The 16,362-nt window shown below is 72.0% G+C and carries 15 protein-coding genes, 2 tRNA genes and 1 pseudogene; 8 read left to right on the top strand and 10 right to left on the bottom strand.

The genetic code is table 11. From position 1 onward, the window contains the following. Positions 1-35 precede the first annotated feature (35 nt). The 3 genes and pseudogenes from mobF to HOO61_RS24885 all read left to right on the top strand — a co-directional run. Positions 36-2,717: a MobF family relaxase gene (gene mobF, locus HOO61_RS12700; protein WP_367650147.1), complete on the top strand. Its 2,682-nt coding sequence runs from the start codon at positions 36-38 to the stop codon at positions 2,715-2,717. A gap of 230 nt (positions 2,718-2,947) precedes the next feature. Beyond that, positions 2,948-3,190, top strand: coding sequence for a helix-turn-helix domain-containing protein (locus HOO61_RS12695; RefSeq protein WP_172259085.1), 243 nt, complete (start codon positions 2,948-2,950; stop codon positions 3,188-3,190). Between the two features lie 38 nt (positions 3,191-3,228). Further along, positions 3,229-4,284: pseudogene (locus HOO61_RS24885) on the top strand (tyrosine-type recombinase/integrase); the annotation flags it as partial. A 182-nt stretch (positions 4,285-4,466) separates the two neighbouring features. Here the strand turns inward: HOO61_RS24885 and HOO61_RS12685 are convergent. The 6 genes from HOO61_RS12685 to HOO61_RS12660 form a co-directional block, all read right to left on the bottom strand. Next, positions 4,467-4,539 (bottom strand) — tRNA-Glu (locus HOO61_RS12685). Between the two features lie 90 nt (positions 4,540-4,629). Further along, positions 4,630-4,701: transfer RNA gene (locus HOO61_RS12680), tRNA-Gln, on the bottom strand. Positions 4,702-4,772: 71 nt separating this feature from the next. Next, entirely contained in the window at positions 4,773-5,780 is a 1,008-nt protein-coding gene (locus HOO61_RS12675; RefSeq protein WP_172259084.1) for a type II CAAX endopeptidase family protein, read from the bottom strand. 4 nt (positions 5,781-5,784) lie between these two features. Then, the gene (gene gltX / locus HOO61_RS12670; protein ID WP_172259083.1) at positions 5,785-7,263 is read right to left on the bottom strand and encodes a glutamate--tRNA ligase; all 1,479 of its coding nucleotides are present in this window, start codon (positions 7,261-7,263) and stop codon (positions 5,785-5,787) included. A 7-nt stretch (positions 7,264-7,270) separates the two neighbouring features. Beyond that, positions 7,271-8,083, bottom strand: coding sequence for a fumarylacetoacetate hydrolase family protein (locus HOO61_RS12665; protein WP_172259082.1), 813 nt, complete (start codon positions 8,081-8,083; stop codon positions 7,271-7,273). A gap of 48 nt (positions 8,084-8,131) precedes the next feature. Then, positions 8,132-9,493, bottom strand: coding sequence for a pyridoxal-dependent decarboxylase (locus tag HOO61_RS12660; protein WP_172259081.1), 1,362 nt, complete (start codon positions 9,491-9,493; stop codon positions 8,132-8,134). Positions 9,494-9,587: 94 nt separating this feature from the next. On the opposite strand from HOO61_RS12660, the gene HOO61_RS12655 reads away from it, so the two are divergent. After that, entirely contained in the window at positions 9,588-10,445 is an 858-nt protein-coding gene (locus tag HOO61_RS12655) for a 3-methyladenine DNA glycosylase (protein WP_172259080.1), read from the top strand. 9 nt (positions 10,446-10,454) lie between these two features. Here the strand turns inward: HOO61_RS12655 and HOO61_RS12650 are convergent, their stop codons facing one another. Both HOO61_RS12650 and HOO61_RS12645 read right to left on the bottom strand, forming a co-directional pair. Further along, complete coding sequence (locus HOO61_RS12650; protein ID WP_172259079.1) at positions 10,455-10,880, bottom strand: hypothetical protein; 426 nt, start codon at positions 10,878-10,880, stop codon at positions 10,455-10,457. A gap of 8 nt (positions 10,881-10,888) precedes the next feature. Then, positions 10,889-11,530: a sulfotransferase family 2 domain-containing protein gene (locus HOO61_RS12645; protein WP_172259078.1), complete on the bottom strand. Its 642-nt coding sequence runs from the start codon at positions 11,528-11,530 to the stop codon at positions 10,889-10,891. Positions 11,531-11,583: 53 nt separating this feature from the next. Between HOO61_RS12645 and HOO61_RS12640 the strand changes: the two genes are divergently transcribed. Next, positions 11,584-12,207 (top strand): pentapeptide repeat-containing protein, encoded by a 624-nt coding sequence (locus tag HOO61_RS12640; protein ID WP_367650146.1) that lies wholly within the window; start codon positions 11,584-11,586, stop codon positions 12,205-12,207. 79 nt (positions 12,208-12,286) lie between these two features. Here the strand turns inward: HOO61_RS12640 and HOO61_RS12635 are convergent, their stop codons facing one another. After that, on the bottom strand, positions 12,287-12,826 hold the full coding sequence (locus HOO61_RS12635) for a TetR/AcrR family transcriptional regulator (protein ID WP_367650145.1): 540 nt from the start codon (positions 12,824-12,826) through the stop codon (positions 12,287-12,289). Positions 12,827-12,963: 137 nt separating this feature from the next. On the opposite strand from HOO61_RS12635, the gene HOO61_RS12630 reads away from it, so the two are divergent. Genes HOO61_RS12630 through HOO61_RS12620 form a run of 3 tightly spaced genes read left to right on the top strand, consistent with a single transcriptional unit; the run spans position 12,964 to position 14,918 of the window. Further along, on the top strand, positions 12,964-13,593 hold the full coding sequence (locus HOO61_RS12630) for a biotin transporter BioY (protein WP_172259075.1): 630 nt from the start codon (positions 12,964-12,966) through the stop codon (positions 13,591-13,593). Position 13,594: 1 nt separating this feature from the next. Beyond that, positions 13,595-14,299: an energy-coupling factor ABC transporter ATP-binding protein gene (locus HOO61_RS12625; protein WP_172259074.1), complete on the top strand. Its 705-nt coding sequence runs from the start codon at positions 13,595-13,597 to the stop codon at positions 14,297-14,299. A 7-nt stretch (positions 14,300-14,306) separates the two neighbouring features. After that, positions 14,307-14,918: an energy-coupling factor transporter transmembrane protein EcfT gene (locus tag HOO61_RS12620; protein ID WP_172259073.1), complete on the top strand. Its 612-nt coding sequence runs from the start codon at positions 14,307-14,309 to the stop codon at positions 14,916-14,918. Between the two features lies 1 nt (position 14,919). On the opposite strand, the gene HOO61_RS12615 is transcribed toward HOO61_RS12620, so the two are convergent. Next, the gene (locus HOO61_RS12615; RefSeq protein WP_172259072.1) at positions 14,920-16,332 is read right to left on the bottom strand and encodes an amidase family protein; all 1,413 of its coding nucleotides are present in this window, start codon (positions 16,330-16,332) and stop codon (positions 14,920-14,922) included. Between the last annotated feature and the right edge of the window lie 30 nt (positions 16,333-16,362).

Below are 16,362 nucleotides of genomic sequence, written 5' to 3'. Positions count from 1 at the left end.
GTTGTCGACGGACGTCGTTGAGGCAGGTGGTTGGCGTGCACGGTGGTGTGAAGTTCTATCGAGGTGCGCCGAAGGCCGCGCGCGCGTACGTCGAGCAGGACTGTGCCCGCTACGACGACTACTACCTCGCCGAAGGCGACGGCATCGCGAGGCGGTTCGCCGCCACCCGACCGCCCGGCGGCTTGGCCACTATCGCGAGAAGGCCGGATCTGGACGGCGTGGCCTACGAGGCGTGGGTGGCGGGGTTGGATGTCGAGTCCGGTCAGCCGAAGGGCCGGCTTCGTAAGGACGCGAACGGGCTGCGGTTCGTCGAGGTCACGGTCAACGGCCCCAAGACCTGGTCGCTCGCCGCCGCACTTGACGCGGAGGTGTCCGCTGCGCTCGATGCCGCGCAGGAGCGTGCCGCCGAACAGATCATCACCTACCTTGCCGATCACGCCACCACCCGGGTCGGGCCCCGGGGCCGGCAGGTGCAGGTGCCCGTCGAGCGGCTCGAGGCAGCCGTGATTAGGCACTACACGTCCCGGGCCGGCGACCCGCACCGGCATTTGCACCTCCAGGTCAACGCCCGCGTCTTCGCGGCCGGCAGGTGGCGAGGGCTGCACTCGGTCGGGGTCCGGGACATGATCGAGGCGATCAACGGGATCGGCCACGCTGCCGTTGCCACCGATCCCGGGTTCCGCGCCGCGCTCGCCGATGCCGGGTTCACTCTCGATCCCGCGTCCGGGGAGATCGACGAGCTGAGGCCGTTCGCTGGTGCGTTCAGCGCCCGCACCGCGCAGATCCGCGCGAACACCGACCGGTACGAGGCCGACTGGCGGTCGGCGCACCCTGGCGAGGAGCCGGCGGCGCCGCTGCGGGAGATCTGGGATCGGCGGGCGTGGGCCGAGGCCCGTCCCGACAAGGTCGTCCCGACCGACGGCGTCCAGGTGACCGAGCGGTGGAAGGAAGAGCTGCGCGCCCTCGGCTACATGGACCCGCCGGCGGCTGTGTCGTCCAGGACGGTGTCGATCGCGGACCTCGATCGTAACCGGGCAGTCGAGCTCGTGCTCTCGCGTCTGGGCGCCAAGCGGTCCGCGTGGAACACCGCCGACATCCGGGGTCAGGTCGAGACGCTGATCGCGCAGGCAGGCCTGGTCGCCGCAGCCGGCGTTCGTGGTGAGCTGGCCGAGGACCTCACCGCCCGCGCGGCGGCACGGTGCACGCCCTTGCTGCTGCGACCTGACGTCCCAGAACACGTGCGCGCGTTGACCTCACCACGGGTGCTCGCCGTTGAGACCGAGATCCTCGAGCGGCTGCTGCGGCGCTCCCATCCTGCCGAGCCCGCCGAGGACGCCCGGTTTCGCCACGCAACGTTGGCGCGGCTCGCGCGGTTGGGGCGGCTGGCGCCGGAGCAGGTCCGGGTGGTCGCTGCGCTGACCTGTGAGGGTCCGCTGGTCGTCGTCGAGGGCGCAGCAGGTGCCGGGAAGACCACCACCCTCGCCGCGGTCCGAACACATCTGACGCGGCGTGGGCACCGACTGGAGGTCGTGACCCCGACCCGCAAGGCTGCCGACGTCGCCGCCCGCGAAACGGGCGCCTCCGGGCAGTCGGCCTCATGGCTGATCCACCAGCACGGCTGGCGCTGGGATGACGACGGCCACCGAACCCGGCAACCCAGCCAGCAGCGCAGCGAGCCGTGCCCGCAGGCGCGCCTGCGACGTGGAGACCTGCTGCTGGTCGACGAGGCCGGCATGGTCACCCAGGACGACGCACTGGCCCTGCTGACCCTCGCCGACGAAACCGGCGCCCGGATCGCGTTCCTCGGCGATCGGCACCAGCTCCCCGCCGTCGGCCGCGGCGGCGTCCTCGACCACGCCCTCGCGTGGGCCCACCCCAGCGCCGTGCTCACCATGGAGCACGTCCACCGCTTCACCGACCCCGACTACGCCCACCTCAGCCTCCGCATGCGCGACGGCCGCGCCCCCGACGACGTCTTCAACCACCTTCTTGCACGCGGCCAGATCATCATCCACCCCTCCGAAGCCGAGCGCACCGCCGCGCTCGCCGACATCGGCGCCACCGGCGCTCTCGTGGTCGCGGACACCCGCGAACAGGTCGCCACGCTGAACGCGGCCATCAGCAACCAGCGGACTCGCCAGTCCGTTCACGGGTCAACTGGGGCGGTCACGCACGTGGTGACGCACCGGGGTGAGCAGATCGGAGTCGGGGCCCGCGTCGCCACGCGCCGCAACGATCCCGCCCTCGGGGTCACCAACCGCCAGACCTGGACCGTCACCGCGATCAGCTCCGCCGGCGACCTCATCGTGCACTCACCCGAACGCCGCCGCGACCACCGGTTGCCGGCGGCGTACGTGCACGAGCACGTGGAGCTGGCGCACGCCACGACCATCCACGGCGCGCAGGGTGAGACCGTCGAATACGCCCACGTCGCCATCGGCGAGACCACCGGCGCCGCATCCGCCTACGTCGCCATGACCCGGGGCCGGGACTCCAACGTCGCACACCTCGTGGCAGCGAGCCTCGACGAAGCCCGACAGCAGTGGAGCCAGGTCTTCAGCCGCGACCGCGCAGGCCTCGGCCCCGCCCACCTCCAACGGCTAGCCCTCGAGGCCGTCGACCGCTACGGACCCACCGCTCCGCGACCACCGCGCCAGCGTTCCCCCCTCGACACCCACCTCCGACCAGCCTTCCGACCCTCCGGAATCGGGCTTTGAACCGGGCTCTGACAAGTGCCACCCAAAACAAGTTGGGGAAACCTGCTGACCTGCGCGTTTCCAGGTTTCCCCCTCAGCCTTCCCCTCCGTGGCACCGGAATCCGGTAAACCTCGGCGTCCACGCTGGTCGACATGTTTCACACGCGACGCGGCGCGGCTGCAGATGTCCGAGGGACGCCAACGCCCGTCGCCTTTCCCGGACGCCGAACGCCATCACCGAGGAGGACCACATGACCGCCCAACCCCAGCCGCCCACCCAGACCGCCAGACCGCGCCGTGACCCCGGTGACGAGATGCTGACCCTGCAGGAAGCCTGCAGCCTCCTGCGCGTCCCCGAAGGAACCATGCGCTACTGGCGCCACCTCGGCTGCGGACCCAAGAGCTTCAAGGTCGGCCGCCACGTCCGCTACTGGCGCACCGACCTGACCCTCTGGCTCACCGAACAGACCAACCGTCCACAGGACGGGCGATGAGCGTCGACAGTCGCCCGCCCACGTGGGCACGATGAGCCATGGCCAGCATCGAGAAGCGGGTCCGTGACGGCCAGACATCATGGCGGGCGCACTATCGCACGCCGGCGGGCGCCCAGCGCAACAAGACGTTCGCCCGCAAGGTCGACGCCCAGAGGTTCCTGGCCGGGGTGGAGAACGCCAAGGTCGTCGGCACCTACGTCGACCCGGCACTCGCGCAGGGCACGGTCGGTCATTGGGCCCAGCGGTGGCTGGACGGTCAGACACACCTGAAGCCGACCATGCGGTCTCGCTACGCCGGGATCCTGAGCCGGCACGTGGGGCCGAGGTGGGACCGGGTGAAGCTCGCCAACGTGTCGCACGGCGACGTCCAGGCGTGGGTCACCGAGCTGACGAGGGCCCACTCCCCCGCCACCGTCCACAAGATCCACCGCGTGCTCAGCCTGGTCCTCGACCTCGCGGTCAAGGACGGCCGCCTGGCCCGCAACGTGGCCGTGGGCGTCAACCTGCCCCGCACTGCCAAGCACGAGCACCCCTACCTCACCCACGACCAGGTCGACGACCTCGCCACGGCAGCCGGCTACCCGAGCGACGTGAGCAAGTTCAGCAGTCTCGACACCCGCGCCAACGAGACCTATCGCCTGGTCGTCCTCTTCCTGGCCTACACAGGGGTCCGCTTCGGGGAGATGGCCACGCTGCGCGTCGCCCGGCTGGACCTGCGCCGCAACCGTGCCGTCATCGCCGAGTCCGTGACCCCCGTCCAGGGCCAGGGACTCGTGTGGGGCACGCCGAAGACCCACCAACGTCGCGAGGTGCCCATCCCGCGCTTCCTCACGACCGAGCTGGCCGTCCACGTCGCCGGCAAGGCGCCCGACGACCTGGTGTTCGCCGGCATCCGCAACGGCCAGCCGCTGCGGGTCAGCACGTTCCGGACTTCGTTCGGCGCGGCAGCCCGCTCGATCGGGGTCCCCGACCTGTATCCCCACCTGCTGCGGCACACCGCAGCCAGCCTGGCCATCGCGAGCGGCGCTGACGTCAAGGTCGTCCAGCAGATGCTCGGACACAGCTCCGCGACGATGACGCTCGACACCTACGGCCACCTCTTCGAGGACCGGCTCAACGAGGTCGGCGAGCGACGGATCGCGCCCGGGAGACGGCGCGGCACCGTCGGGATCTGTTGCCCCGTGTTGCCCCAGCGTTGCCCGAGGCCGAATGTGAGGCAAATGCAGAAGCGGCCCCTCCCAGCGTTTCCGCTGGTCAGGGCCGCAATTCTGTGCTGTACCCCCGACCGGATTCGAACCGGCGCTACCGCCTTGAGAGGGCGACGTGCTAGGCCGCTACACAACGGGGGCTTGCAGGTGCTGCTCCGAGGAGCAACGGAGCTGAACTCTAGCCGGGGCCGGAGTGTCACTCCAAATCCTCGCCCGGGGGCGAAGACCTTGCTGGGGTACTAGGACTCGAACCTAGAACAACTGAACCAGAATCAGCCGTGTTGCCAATTACACCATACCCCATGGGGGTATCGGATCGTCTCCGACCACCCACGCGGTCCGGCCGTGTAGCTCTGCCGAACCGACCCCGAACGTTACACGCGGGGTGGCGGGCCGACCAATTCGGGGTCGCCGCCTGCGGGCGGCAGCGGCGCACCTCCGACCGGCGGTCCGGCGTCGACCAGGCCCATCGCCCGCGCCACCCAGGTCGCCAGCCCGAGGTAGACCAGCGACTGCGTCAGCGTGGACAGGATCGTCCACCAGCTGCTGCCGCCCTCGGCGTTGAGCGCGGTGGTCAGGTCGCCGAAGGCGAGGGCGAGGCCGAAGGCCAGGAAGTTGTTGAGGACGTGCATCGCGATCGGCGCCTCGAGCCCTCCGGTGCGGATGACGAGGATGCCGGCGACGACGCCGAAGGCGAAGCGGTCGAAGAAGACCGGCCAGTCCTGCGACAGCCCGTGGAAGAGAGCGAAGATCAGCGCCGGCCCCAGCACCGCGAGCGTCTCGGAGGCCCGGCGCGCCCACACCAGCGAGCCGAACGCCTGCGTCAGGTAGCCGCGGAACAGGTACTCCTCGCCGGCGGCCTGGAGCGGTGTCAGCAGCAGGATGACCAGCAGGAAGTCGCGCGTCTGGGTGGTGAAGTCATTGACCGTGCCCTCCGGCATGTCACCGGCCTGCACGGGCAGCAGCAGGGCCACACCGAGCGACGCGACGAGCGCCACCACCGAGAGGCCGAGGCACACCAGGAGGTAGCCCCAGCGCAACCGGGGCGCCACCGAGGAGACCCAGCGCGGCTTGAGCCGGTGCAGCCACCACGTCACCAGGAACGTCAGCGGGATGGCCGCGGCGATGATGACGTTGAGCAGGGCCAGCCCCGCCGGTGTCGCCTCCTCCGTCACATCGAGGACTGCAGACGCCTCCCGCGAGGTGCTGCCCGTGGCCAGCAGCGTGACGAAGGCGATGCCGCCGGCGACCAGGGGCACCACGCCGAACACCAGGACGATGAGCAGCACGGCGCCCACCACCGAGCGCCACACGCCGGGACGGCCGACCCGGTGGAGCTGGTGGTAGCGGGGCCGGAAGTCGGGCGCCAGCGGTGCGGGCACGGCGTCAGCCCAGGGCCGACTGCAGCCGCGCGAGGCTCCGCTCGCGGCCGAGCAGCTCCATCGACTCGAACAGCGGCGGGCTGACCCGCCGGCCGGTCACGGCGACGCGGACGGGACCGAAGGCCACCCGGGGCTTGAGCCCCATGCCCTCGATGAGCGCCACGCGGAGCGCCTCCTCGATGGCGGCGGTCGACCACTCGTGCAGGCCCGCGAGTGCGTCGTACGACGCCTGCACGACGCCGCGGCCGGTCTCGTCGAGCACCTTGGCGACGTCGTCGGGATCGCGCTCAAAGTGCTCCTCGTCGACGAACAGGAAGCCGAGCATCGGTGCGGCCTCGGTGAGCTTGTTGATCCGCTCCGCGACCAGCGGCATGGCCAGCTCGAGCAGCTGCGCGTCGGCGTCGTGGACGGGGTCGCCGACGACGCCCGCCTCCTTGAGGAAGGGCAGCACGCGGTGGGTGATCTCGTCGATCGTGAGCAACCGCATCTGCGCGGTGTTGATCGCCTCGGCCTTCTTGAGGTCGAACCGCGCCGGGTTGGGGTTGACGTCCTTGATGTCGAACGCCTCGACCATCTCGGCCAGGCTGAACACGTCGCGGTCGGCGGCGATCGACCAGCCGAGGAGCGCGAGGTAGTTGAGCAGCCCCTCCGGCAGGAAGCCCTGCTCGCGGTAGAGCGCCATGTGGGCCTGCGGGTCGCGCTTGGAGAGCTTCTTGTTGCCCTCCCCCATGACGTAGGGCAGGTGGCCGAACCGGGGGGTCTCCTGGGCGACGCCGAGCTCCTTGAGGGCGTCGAACAGCGCGACCTGTCGCGGCGTGCTGGAGAGCAGGTCCTCACCGCGCAGCACGTGGGTGATCTCCATCGTGGCGTCGTCGACGGGCGCGGTCAGCGTGTAGAGCGGGTCGCCGTTGGCGCGGCACAGCGCGAAGTCGGGGACGTGCTCGGTCTCGAAGGTGATGTCGCCGCGGACCAGGTCGTCCCACGTGATCGAGCCGTCGGGCATCCGGAACCGGACGACCGAGGTGCGGCCCTCGGCCTCGAAGGCGGCCCGCTGCTCCTCGGACAGCTCGCGGCAGAAGCCGTCGTAGCCCATCACCTTCGAGCCGCTGGCCTTGCGGCGCGCCTCCACCTCGTCGTTCGTGCAGAAGCAGTCATAGGTGTACGACGACTCGCGCAGGCGGGCCAGCACGTCGGCGTAGATGCCGGAGCGCTCGGACTGCCGATAGGGGCCGTAGGGTCCGCCGACCACGACGCCCTCGTCCCAGCTGAGGCCGAGCCACTGCATGAGGTCGATGAGCGAGTCGTAGGACTCCTCGGTGTTGCGCGCCTTGTCGGTGTCCTCGATGCGGAAGACGAATGTGCCGCCGTGGTGGCGCGCGAACGCCCAGTTGTAGAGGGCGGTGCGGGCGAGGCCGACGTGCGGCGAGCCCGTCGGGGACGGGGCCATGCGGACGCGGACGGGCCGGCTGTCGGGGGTGGTCATCGGGTGCTCAATTCCTCTGGGCGACGGGGTTGGTCAGGGCGCCGATGCCGGCGATCGAGATCTCGACCTCGTCGCCGACCTCCATCGGCCCGACACCCTCGGGGGTGCCGGTCAGGATGACGTCGCCGGGCAGGAGCGTCATCACGGACGAGACGTGGGCGACGAGGGTCGGCACGTCGAAGATCATGTCGGCGGTCGAGCCGTCCTGCACGACGTCGCCGTTGAGGAAGGTCTGCACCTCGCGGCCGTCGATGAAGGCCTGCGGGTCGAGGTCGGTCTCGATCCAGGGCCCGATCGGGCAGAACGAGTCGAACCCCTTCGCGCGGGTGAACTGCACGTCGGAGCGCTGCAGGTCGCGCGCGGTGACGTCGTTGGCGATGGTGTAGCCGAAGATCACGTCGGTCACCTGCTCGGCCGGTACGTCGCGGCAGATGCGCCCGATGACCACCGCCAGCTCGCCCTCGTAGTGGAGGTTGCTGGTCTGCGGCGGGTAGAAGATCGGGTCGCCCGGGCCGACGACGGCCGTGTTGGGCTTGAGGAACATCAGCGGCTCCGACGGCAGGTCGCTGCCCATCTCGGCGGCGTGCGCGGCGTAGTTGCGACCGATGCCGACCACCTTGCTGCGCGGGATGATCGGCGCGAGGAGGCGTACGTCGCTGAGCCGGTGCTGCTCCTCGAGCAGCTTGATCCCGACGTAGAGCGGGTCGCCGGCGAGGGCCACGACGACCGAGTCGTCGGCGGGCTGGCCGAACTCGTCCACCTCACCGGTGACGACGCCGAAGCGGGGCTCCTCGCCCGTGCTGAACCGACAGATGCGCATGCGCCGAGGCTATCCAACCGGCAGGAGCCGGGAACACGCCGGGAGCGGCTAGTGGCCGGCCGCCCGGTGCAGTGCGGCCAGGCTGGCGGCCACGTCGTCGAAGGTCGTGGACCAGTTGCTCACGCTCACCCGGAGCACCGCCTGTCCGTGCCACCGGGAGCCGGTGGTCCAGGCCGTCCCCTCGGCGAGCATCGCGTCGACCACGGCCCGGGTGCGGTCGTCGTCGCCGAAGGAGGCGCACACCTGGGTGAACTCCACGTCGTTGAGCACCTGCGCGCCCTCGATGGCCGCGATCCCCTCGGCGAAGGCGGCCGCGTGGTCGCAGAAGCCGTCGACGAGCTCGGCGACACCGTCCCGGCCCAGCGACCGCAGGACCGCCCAGACCGGGAACGCGCGACCGCGTCGGCTGATCTCGGGCACCTTGTCGAACGGCTCTCCGGCCGCGTCGTGGATGAGGTAGTCGCCGTGCATGCCCATGGCGGCACGCAGCGCCGCGCGGTCGCGGACGATCGCGAGCCCGCAGTCGTAGGGCACGTTGAGGGTCTTGTGGGCGTCGGTCGCCCAGGAGTCGGCGCGGTCGGCCCCCGCGAGGAGGTGGCGGCGCCGCGGCGACGCTCCCGCGAACAGGCCGAACGCTCCGTCGACGTGCACCCACGCGCCCGCGTCGTGGGCGGCCGCGATCGCCGCGTCGAAGGGGTCGAACGCGCCGGAGTGCACGTTGCCGGCCTGCAGGCAGACCATCGTGGGACGTCCGTCGCCGGCGTCGAGGGCGGCCGCGAGCGCAGCGGCCTCGATGCGCCCCTGGTCGTCGACCGCCACGGGCTCGGGCGCCCCGAGCCCGAGGTAGCGGAGGCTGAGGTCGATGGTGTCGTGGCGCTCGGCCCCGACGAGGACGCGTACTCCGGGCGAGCCCACCAGGCCACGCTCGGCGACGTCCCAGCCCGCCCGTCGCAGCACCTCGTCGCGCCCGGCGGCGAGGCAGGTGAAGTTGGCCATGGTGCCGCCGGTGACGAAGCCGACGGCGCTGCCGGCCGGGAGGCCGAGCAGGTCGACCACCCACTCCTCCGCCACGTCCTCGACCGCGGAGTGCGCCGGCGTCAGCACCCGCAGGCCGGAGTTCTGGTCCCACGCGCTGACCAGCCAGTCCACCGCCAGGGCCGCCGGGTGGGTGCCGCCGATGACGAAGCCGAAGAACCGTCCCCCCGGCATCGCCGTCAGTCCCGGCTCGCACGCCTCGGCCAGCTCGTCGACGACCGCGGCGGGGTCGGTCGGCCCGTCCTGGAGGCGCCGGTCGAGGCGGGCGCGCACCTGCTCGACGGTCATGGCCGGCGGGACCGGCCGGGCGGCGAGGGAGTCGAGCCACCCGAGCGCGTGCGCGTACGCCCTCTCGAGGCCGGCGGTGCGGTCCATCTCGGCAGTGTCCACCCGGCATCGTCCGCGCGTCGAGTGCCGTCGGGCCGCGTGGAAGCGGTCCGGACCGCTCCCCCGCACTAGCCTTGGCGCAGTGCGCGTGCTGTCGACCTCCGAGTGGCGTCCCCTCGCCGAGGCGCACGCCGCCCGCATCGACGACTTCGTCCAGCCGCACCTCGCGCGTCGCGCCGACCAGGTGAAGCACCCGGTCCACGACTTCCTCTTCACCTACTACTCCCAGCGACCCGCCCAGCTGGGCCGCTGGCACCCCGGCTTCGGAATCGCGCTCGAGGGCGCCGAGGAGCATGTCGGGCTGAAGGGGTACGGAGGCGAGCCGGTCGCCGTCGCGGCGTCGTACGTCGTCTCGCAGCGCCCGCTGCTCACCCAGCTGCACACGCTGTTGAGCGCGACGGCCGCACGCGCGCCGCAGCTCGGCTGCTTCGGCCTGCACGAGTGGGCGATGGTGCATCGGTCGGTGGAGCACGGGACCCGGCATGACTGGCCGCTGCGTCTCGGCCCCGAGGGCACCGACGCGGTCGTGGAGTCGCACCGGATCGCCTGCTCGCACTTCGACGCGTTCCGCTTCTTCACCCCCACCGCCCGTCCGCTCAACACGCTGCAGCCGGCGCGTGACGACCGGCCCGCCTTCGAGCAGCCCGGCTGCCTGCACGCCGGGATGGACCTCTACAAGCACGCCTTCCGGCTCACGCCGATGGTCGCCAGCGACCTGGTCGCCGACTGCTTCGAGCTGGCCCGCGACATCCGGGTGCTCGACATGCGGGCGGCGCCGTACGACCTCGCCGACCTCGGCTTCGACCCGGTCCGGATCGAGACGACAGAGGGCAAGGCGGCGTACGTCGAGGCGCAGCGGGGTTTCGCCGAGCGGGGCGCTCCCCTGCGCGCGCGGCTCGTCGCCGAGTGCGAGCGGCTGCTGGCGGTCGCGCCGGCCTGACCGGGCGGGTCAGGAGCCCTGGGCGACGGCGAGGTCGACGTCCTCGGGGTCAGGGTCCACCGGTGGGTCCTCCGGGTCGACGCATGCCCACTCCGTGACGTCGCCGTGCTCGTTGCTCGCTCGGACGCAGGGACGGTCCGGTTCCTCGACGCGGACCACGACGCTGACCCCGGATGACGGGGCGAAGAGCTCGCCGGCCACCTCGGTCGACTGGCCGGGAGCCAGCTCGAGGGCCCGACCCTGACCGGTGGACAGCACGCTCTGGTACTGCAGCCACTCCATCCGGGCCCGGTCGTCGAACATCGGCCGGGTGCGATCGACCCGGTCGTCGATCTCGAGCGCGACGGGGAACGCAGCGACGAAGAGGGCCGCGAGACCGGCGAAGACCGCGTTGGTCCTGGTGGCCCATCGCGGCTGGGGCGACGTCGTCGACATGCCGGGGCTCAGAACTCGTAGCCGAACGCATCGATGGTGTCGGCGAACACCGTCGCGACGCGCTGCTTCGAGGCGGGCGTGTAGAGCTCGCGGTAGTGGCCCGCGGGGCGGGCGTTGCCCTTGGCGCGCGGCAGGTCGGGCTCGCCGGGCAGACCCAGGTGCTGCCAGACCTCGCGCAGCTCGGCGTCGAGGTTCTCGTAGCGCAGCATCCGGTCGAGCGCCATCTTGCCGCGGATGCGGTAGAGGCGGCGGTTGTTGGCGAGCTGCTCGATCCAGATCTCCTGGACGTAGGCCTCGAAGTCCGGCAGCTCGGGACGGTCCTTGTACTTCCAGAAGTAGAGGGAGACGACCGCGTCCCACGGGTTGCGCTCGATCGCGAAGGTGAAGTAGTCGGCGAAGACGTCGGCGCCGACGAGGTCCCGGGTGGCCTTGGCACCCATGTGGTTGTAGGCCTTGCGCGGGAGCGGCGGGGACTGGAAGTTCTGCGGCGGACGCCCGCCGGCGGCCTGCCGGAGCTCCTCGTCCTCGGGGCTGATCTCGGTGATGATGTCGTCGGGCCCGCACACCTTGGACAACGCGATCTCCACGCTCGTGCCCGCCGTCTTGCGGGTCTTGAGGAAGATGAAGCGGTGCTGGTGGGACGCGATCACGGGGACGACCCTATCCGTCCCGCCCTCCCCGACCCATGGCTACGGTGAACGCCGTGAGCGAGCCCCGGACGACGACCGCCCAGCCCCACCGCGACCAGCACTTTCGCGGCGAGGACTGGTACGGCGACGACCTCGGTGCCGCGCGCTTCGTCGAGTGCACCTTCACCGACGTCGACCTCTCCGAGTCCACGTCGTCCGGAGCCACCTTCGAGCGGTGCACGTTCCACGGCGGCCGGTTCAACGCCTCGGTCCACACCGCCACCGCCTTCGTGGGCTGCGACTTCCGGCGTACGTCGTTCTTCGACGCGACGCTCGACGGCTGCAAGCTGGTCGGCTCGACCTTCGCCGACTGCACCCTGCGTCCGCTGACCGTCGTCGGCGGGTCGTGGCTCGGGGTGACGATCCGCGGCGCCAACCTCTCCCGCCTCGACCTCACCGGCGTCGACCTGCGCGAGGCCGACCTGTCGATGTCGGACCTCACCCTGACCTCGCTGGCCCGGGCCCGGCTGGACCGGGCCGTACTGCGGCAGGTCAAGCTCGACCGCACCGACCTCCGCGGTGCGAGCCTCGACGGCGTCGACCTGGCGGCGGCAGAGCTCAGGCGGACGCGGCTCGACCTGGCCGGCGCCGTGCTCCTCGCCGAGCTGCAGGGCGCGGACGTCGACACCTCGGCCTGACCCCTGGGGAGTCCCTCCTTGACCGGATATCTGAGGACGTGGTGAACGGATTCGGGGCCGAGGTCCGACCACCACGTCCTCAGATATCGGGGTCCAGCCGGGCTCGCAGCCCGTCGATGACGAGGTCGAGCCCGAGGTCGAAGTCGGGCAGCGAGTCGAGCGAGCGCTCGACGGCGCCGAGACCCACGGCCTGACGGGCGGTCTGCTCCTCGAAGGCGTGGCCGAAGACGTAGTGGACGAGGGTGCGCGACGCGACGGGGACCAGCTCGGGGGGCACGTCGGCCTCGGTGAGGACCTTCTCCATCTCCGCCACCGGCGCGTCGGCACCGAGGCCGAAGGCCCACACGGTCGCGACGACGTCGGCACCATCGGTGCAGGCGAGCATCGCGTGCCGCAGCTCGGAGCAGGCCTCGCGCAACCGGTCGGACCACTCCGTCGCCGTACGCGGTCGTGCACCGCGCGCCAGGATCTCGTCGGCCACGGCCGCGAGGAGTGCCTGCTTGCTCGGGAAGTGGTGGTAGATCGCGCTCGGCTGGACGTCGAGCTCGGCCCCGAGGCGACGCATGGTGAGGGCGGCCAGCCCGTGGGTGTCGAGCAGGTCGACGGCGTGAGAGAGCACGTCACTGCGCCTGTGGGCCACGCACCCTCCCGGTCCTCGGACGACGTTGACGACGACTTCGTCCCCAGCCTAACCTGAACGCCGTTCACCCTGAACAGTGTTCAGGTCCCGTCCGTGCGACCCGCGAGGAACGACCCATGACCGCCACCGCCCAGCCCGACACGACCCCCGGGACCGGCCGCCACGACTCCCCCGGCTCCTCGTCACCGACCCGGGACCTCGCGCTCGTCGCCGCCTTCGCTGCCCTCATCAGCGCCAGCGCCTACATCGGCGCCATCCCGGTCGGCAGCGCCGGCGTACCGATCACGCTCCAGACCCTGACCGTGATGCTGGCCGGCTGCGTCCTCGGCCCGCTCCGTGGCTTCTCGGCCGTGACGCTCTACCTCGCCCTGGGCGCGGTCGGGCTGCCGGTCTTCGCCGAGCACTCCTCGGGCATCGGCGTCTTCACCGGCCCGAGCGGCGGCTACCTGCTGTCGTTCCCGTTCGCTGCGGCCCTCGGCGGCTTCCTGGTCGCGTACGTCGCCCGCGAGCGCCGCACGCGGGCCATCGTGGTCTTCTTCTGCTCGCTCACCGCCAGCGTGCTGGTCATCCACCCGCTCGGCATCCTCGGCATGATGCGCTTCTTCGACATCTCGTTCCTCGAGGCCGCCACCTACGACGTGCCGTTCTGGCTCGGCGACCTGGTGAAGACCTCGCTGGTGGCGATGATCGCTGCCGAGGTGCACCGCGCCTTCCCGCAGCTGCTGCACCGCGACCGACGCAGCTGACTTGACGTCGATCCAGCTCGCGGAGGCCGCCGTCCGGGTCCCCCTCCCCGGTGGCGGCGAGCGCGAGATCCTCGCCCCCACCACGCTCACCCTCACGGAGCGCCGGGTCGCCGTCATCGGCGCCAACGGGTCCGGCAAGTCGACCCTGGCGCGGCTGGTCAACGGCCTCGTCCGCGCCTCGGCCGGACGCGTGACGGTCGACGGGCGCGACGTGGCGCGCGAAGGCGCCGCCGTACGCCGCATGGTCGGGTTCTGCTTCACCGACCCGGCCGCCCAGCTGGTGATGCCGACCTGTGTCGAGGACATCGAGCTGTCGCTGCGGCGCACGGTCAAGGACCGCGACGAACGTCGCCGGCGGGCCCTGGCCGTGCTCGCGGCGAACGGGCTGGAGGACCACGCCCACGACTCGGTCCACTCGCTCTCCGGGGGCCAGCGCCAGCTCCTCGCGCTCGCAGGCGTGCTGGCCCTCGAGCCGTCTGTCGTGGTCGCGGACGAACCGACCACGCTGCTCGACCGCGCCAACACCCTGCGCGTCGCCGAGGCCCTGCTCGGGCTCACCCAGCAGCTCGTGCTCGTGACCCACGACCTCGACCTGGCCGCCCGGTGCGACCGGGTGGTGGTCGTCGACGCGGCGCGGGTCGTCGCCGACGGGCCGCCGGAGGCGTCGATCGCCTACTACACGCAGCTCGTGGACACCCCCGCATGAGCACGGCATGAGCGACCTGATGGCGGGGCTGCACCAGCCCGGCGACACGTTCCTCCACCGGCTGCCGGTGGGTGCCAAGGTGCTCGGCCTGGCCGCGCTCAGCCTGGCAATCGTCGTCGTCCGCGACGCGCGCGCCGCCTTCGTGTTCCTCGCGGTGACGCTGCTGCTCGCGGCGCTGGCCCGGGTGCCGCTGCGCTCGGTCTGGCGGGCGGCCCGCGGCGTGCTGCTCATCGCCGTCGTGGCGAGCGCGTTCCAGTGGTGGTGGTACGGCGGGGCGAAGGCCGTGGAGACCTTCCTCGACCTGCTCAGCCTGGGCCTGGCCGCCCTGTCCCTGACCGCGACGACGTCGGTCGACGAGATGGTCGACGCCCTCGCCCGGTGGGCGCGGCCGCTGCGGTTCGTCGGCGTCGACCCCGACCGGGTGGCCCTCACGGTCGCGCTGACGATCGGGGCGCTGCCGGGCACCATCGCCATCGCGCGCGAGACCCGCGACGCGGCCCGCGCGCGCGGTCTCGACCGCAACCCGCGGGCGTACCTCTCCCCCTTCGTGATCCGGCTCGTCGCCCGGGCCCACGAGTCCGGCGACGCGCTCCACGCGCGCGGCATCGGGGACGACTGAGTCACCAACCGGGCGGCCGCCTGGCGGTCCACGGGGCCGCGGTCTCGACCTGCGCCGAGACGGACAGCAGCAGCTCCTCCTCCGCCGGTCGCGCGGCGAGCATCACGCCGACCGGCAGCCCGTCGTCGGTCCAGTGGAGCGGCAACGACACGGCCGGCATGCCGGTCACGTTCCAGGCGCTGGTCCACGGCGTGAACTCCTTCTGGAGCGCGAAGTCGCGGGCCGGGTCGGTGTCGTCGCGCAGCGCCCCGACCTCGACCGGCGGGCTCGCGAGGGTGGGCGTGAGGACGATGTCGTACGACGCCAGCGCGGCGAGCGCCGCCGCGGCGTGCTGCCGCAGGCGGCCGATGGCGAGCCCGAAGTCGGGGCCGCTGACGGCGTGGCCGAGACCGCCCAGCCAGCGGGTCAGCGGGCGGAGCAGGTCCTCGCGGCCCGGCGGCGCGGTCGAGAGGGCGGTCAGCACCGCCCAGCAGGTCTCGAAGTCGGCGACGGCCTCGCGCGGGATCGGCACGGGCACGTCCTCCACGTCGTGGCCGAGGGACTCGAGCAGGCGGGAGGCGGCGTCCCAGGCGGTGACCGAGGACGGGTGGACCTCGACGTCGACGATGACCGGAGTCACGAAGCGGGCGACGCGGAGCCGCCCCGGCTCGCGGTCGCAGGCGTCGAGGAAGGTGCCCGACGGCTCGGGGGCCCAGAACGGGTCGCCGACCCGGCGGCCCGCCAGCACGTCGAGCAGCGCGGCGGCGTCGCGGACCGTGCGCGCGAGGGTGCCGGCCGTGGCGAGGCCGACCGGGTCGCCGTAGCGCGGGGCGCCGCTGATCCGTCCGCGCGTCGGCTTCAGCCCGACCAGCCCGCAGCACGACGCCGGGATCCGGATCGAGCCGCCGCCGTCCGACCCGGGTGCGACCGGCAGGAGCCCGGCGGCGACCGCAGCTGCGGCGCCGCCGGACGACCCACCCGCGGTGCGGGAGGTGTCCCACGGCGTCACGGCCGGCGGGGCGACGTCGGGCTCGGTGTAGCAGGGCGACCCGAACTCCGGCGTGCTGGTCTTGCCGAGGCTGGGCATGCCGGCCGCCTCGACGGTGAGGACGAGGCCGTCGGACTCCTCGGGGACGAAGTCGTCGTACGCCGCGGACCCGAAGGTGGTGCGGACCCCGGCCGTGGGATGGAGGTCCTTGATGCCCGTCGGGACCCCCCAGAGCGGACCGGCGTCCGCGGGGCGTCGCTCCCCGGCCAACTGCTCGGTCAGGCGGCGCGCATGGTCACGCGCCAGCTCGTGCGTCGGCGTGATGAAGGCACCCACCTCGATCGAGCCGGCACGGCCGGCATAGTGCTCGACCAGCTCGAGCGGCGACACCTCCCCACGGCGTACGGCGTCACCCTGCTCGAGCGCGGTCAGGTCGTGGAGTGGCACACCTCGACCGTAGCGAGATCGGTGGCCAGG

This window comes from Nocardioides sp. zg-1230 (genome assembly GCF_013155335.1).
GTDB lineage: Bacteria > Actinomycetota > Actinomycetes > Propionibacteriales > Nocardioidaceae > Nocardioides.
The sequence above is the reverse complement of the archived record's forward strand: the minus strand, read 5'-3'. Positions and strand labels throughout refer to the sequence as shown.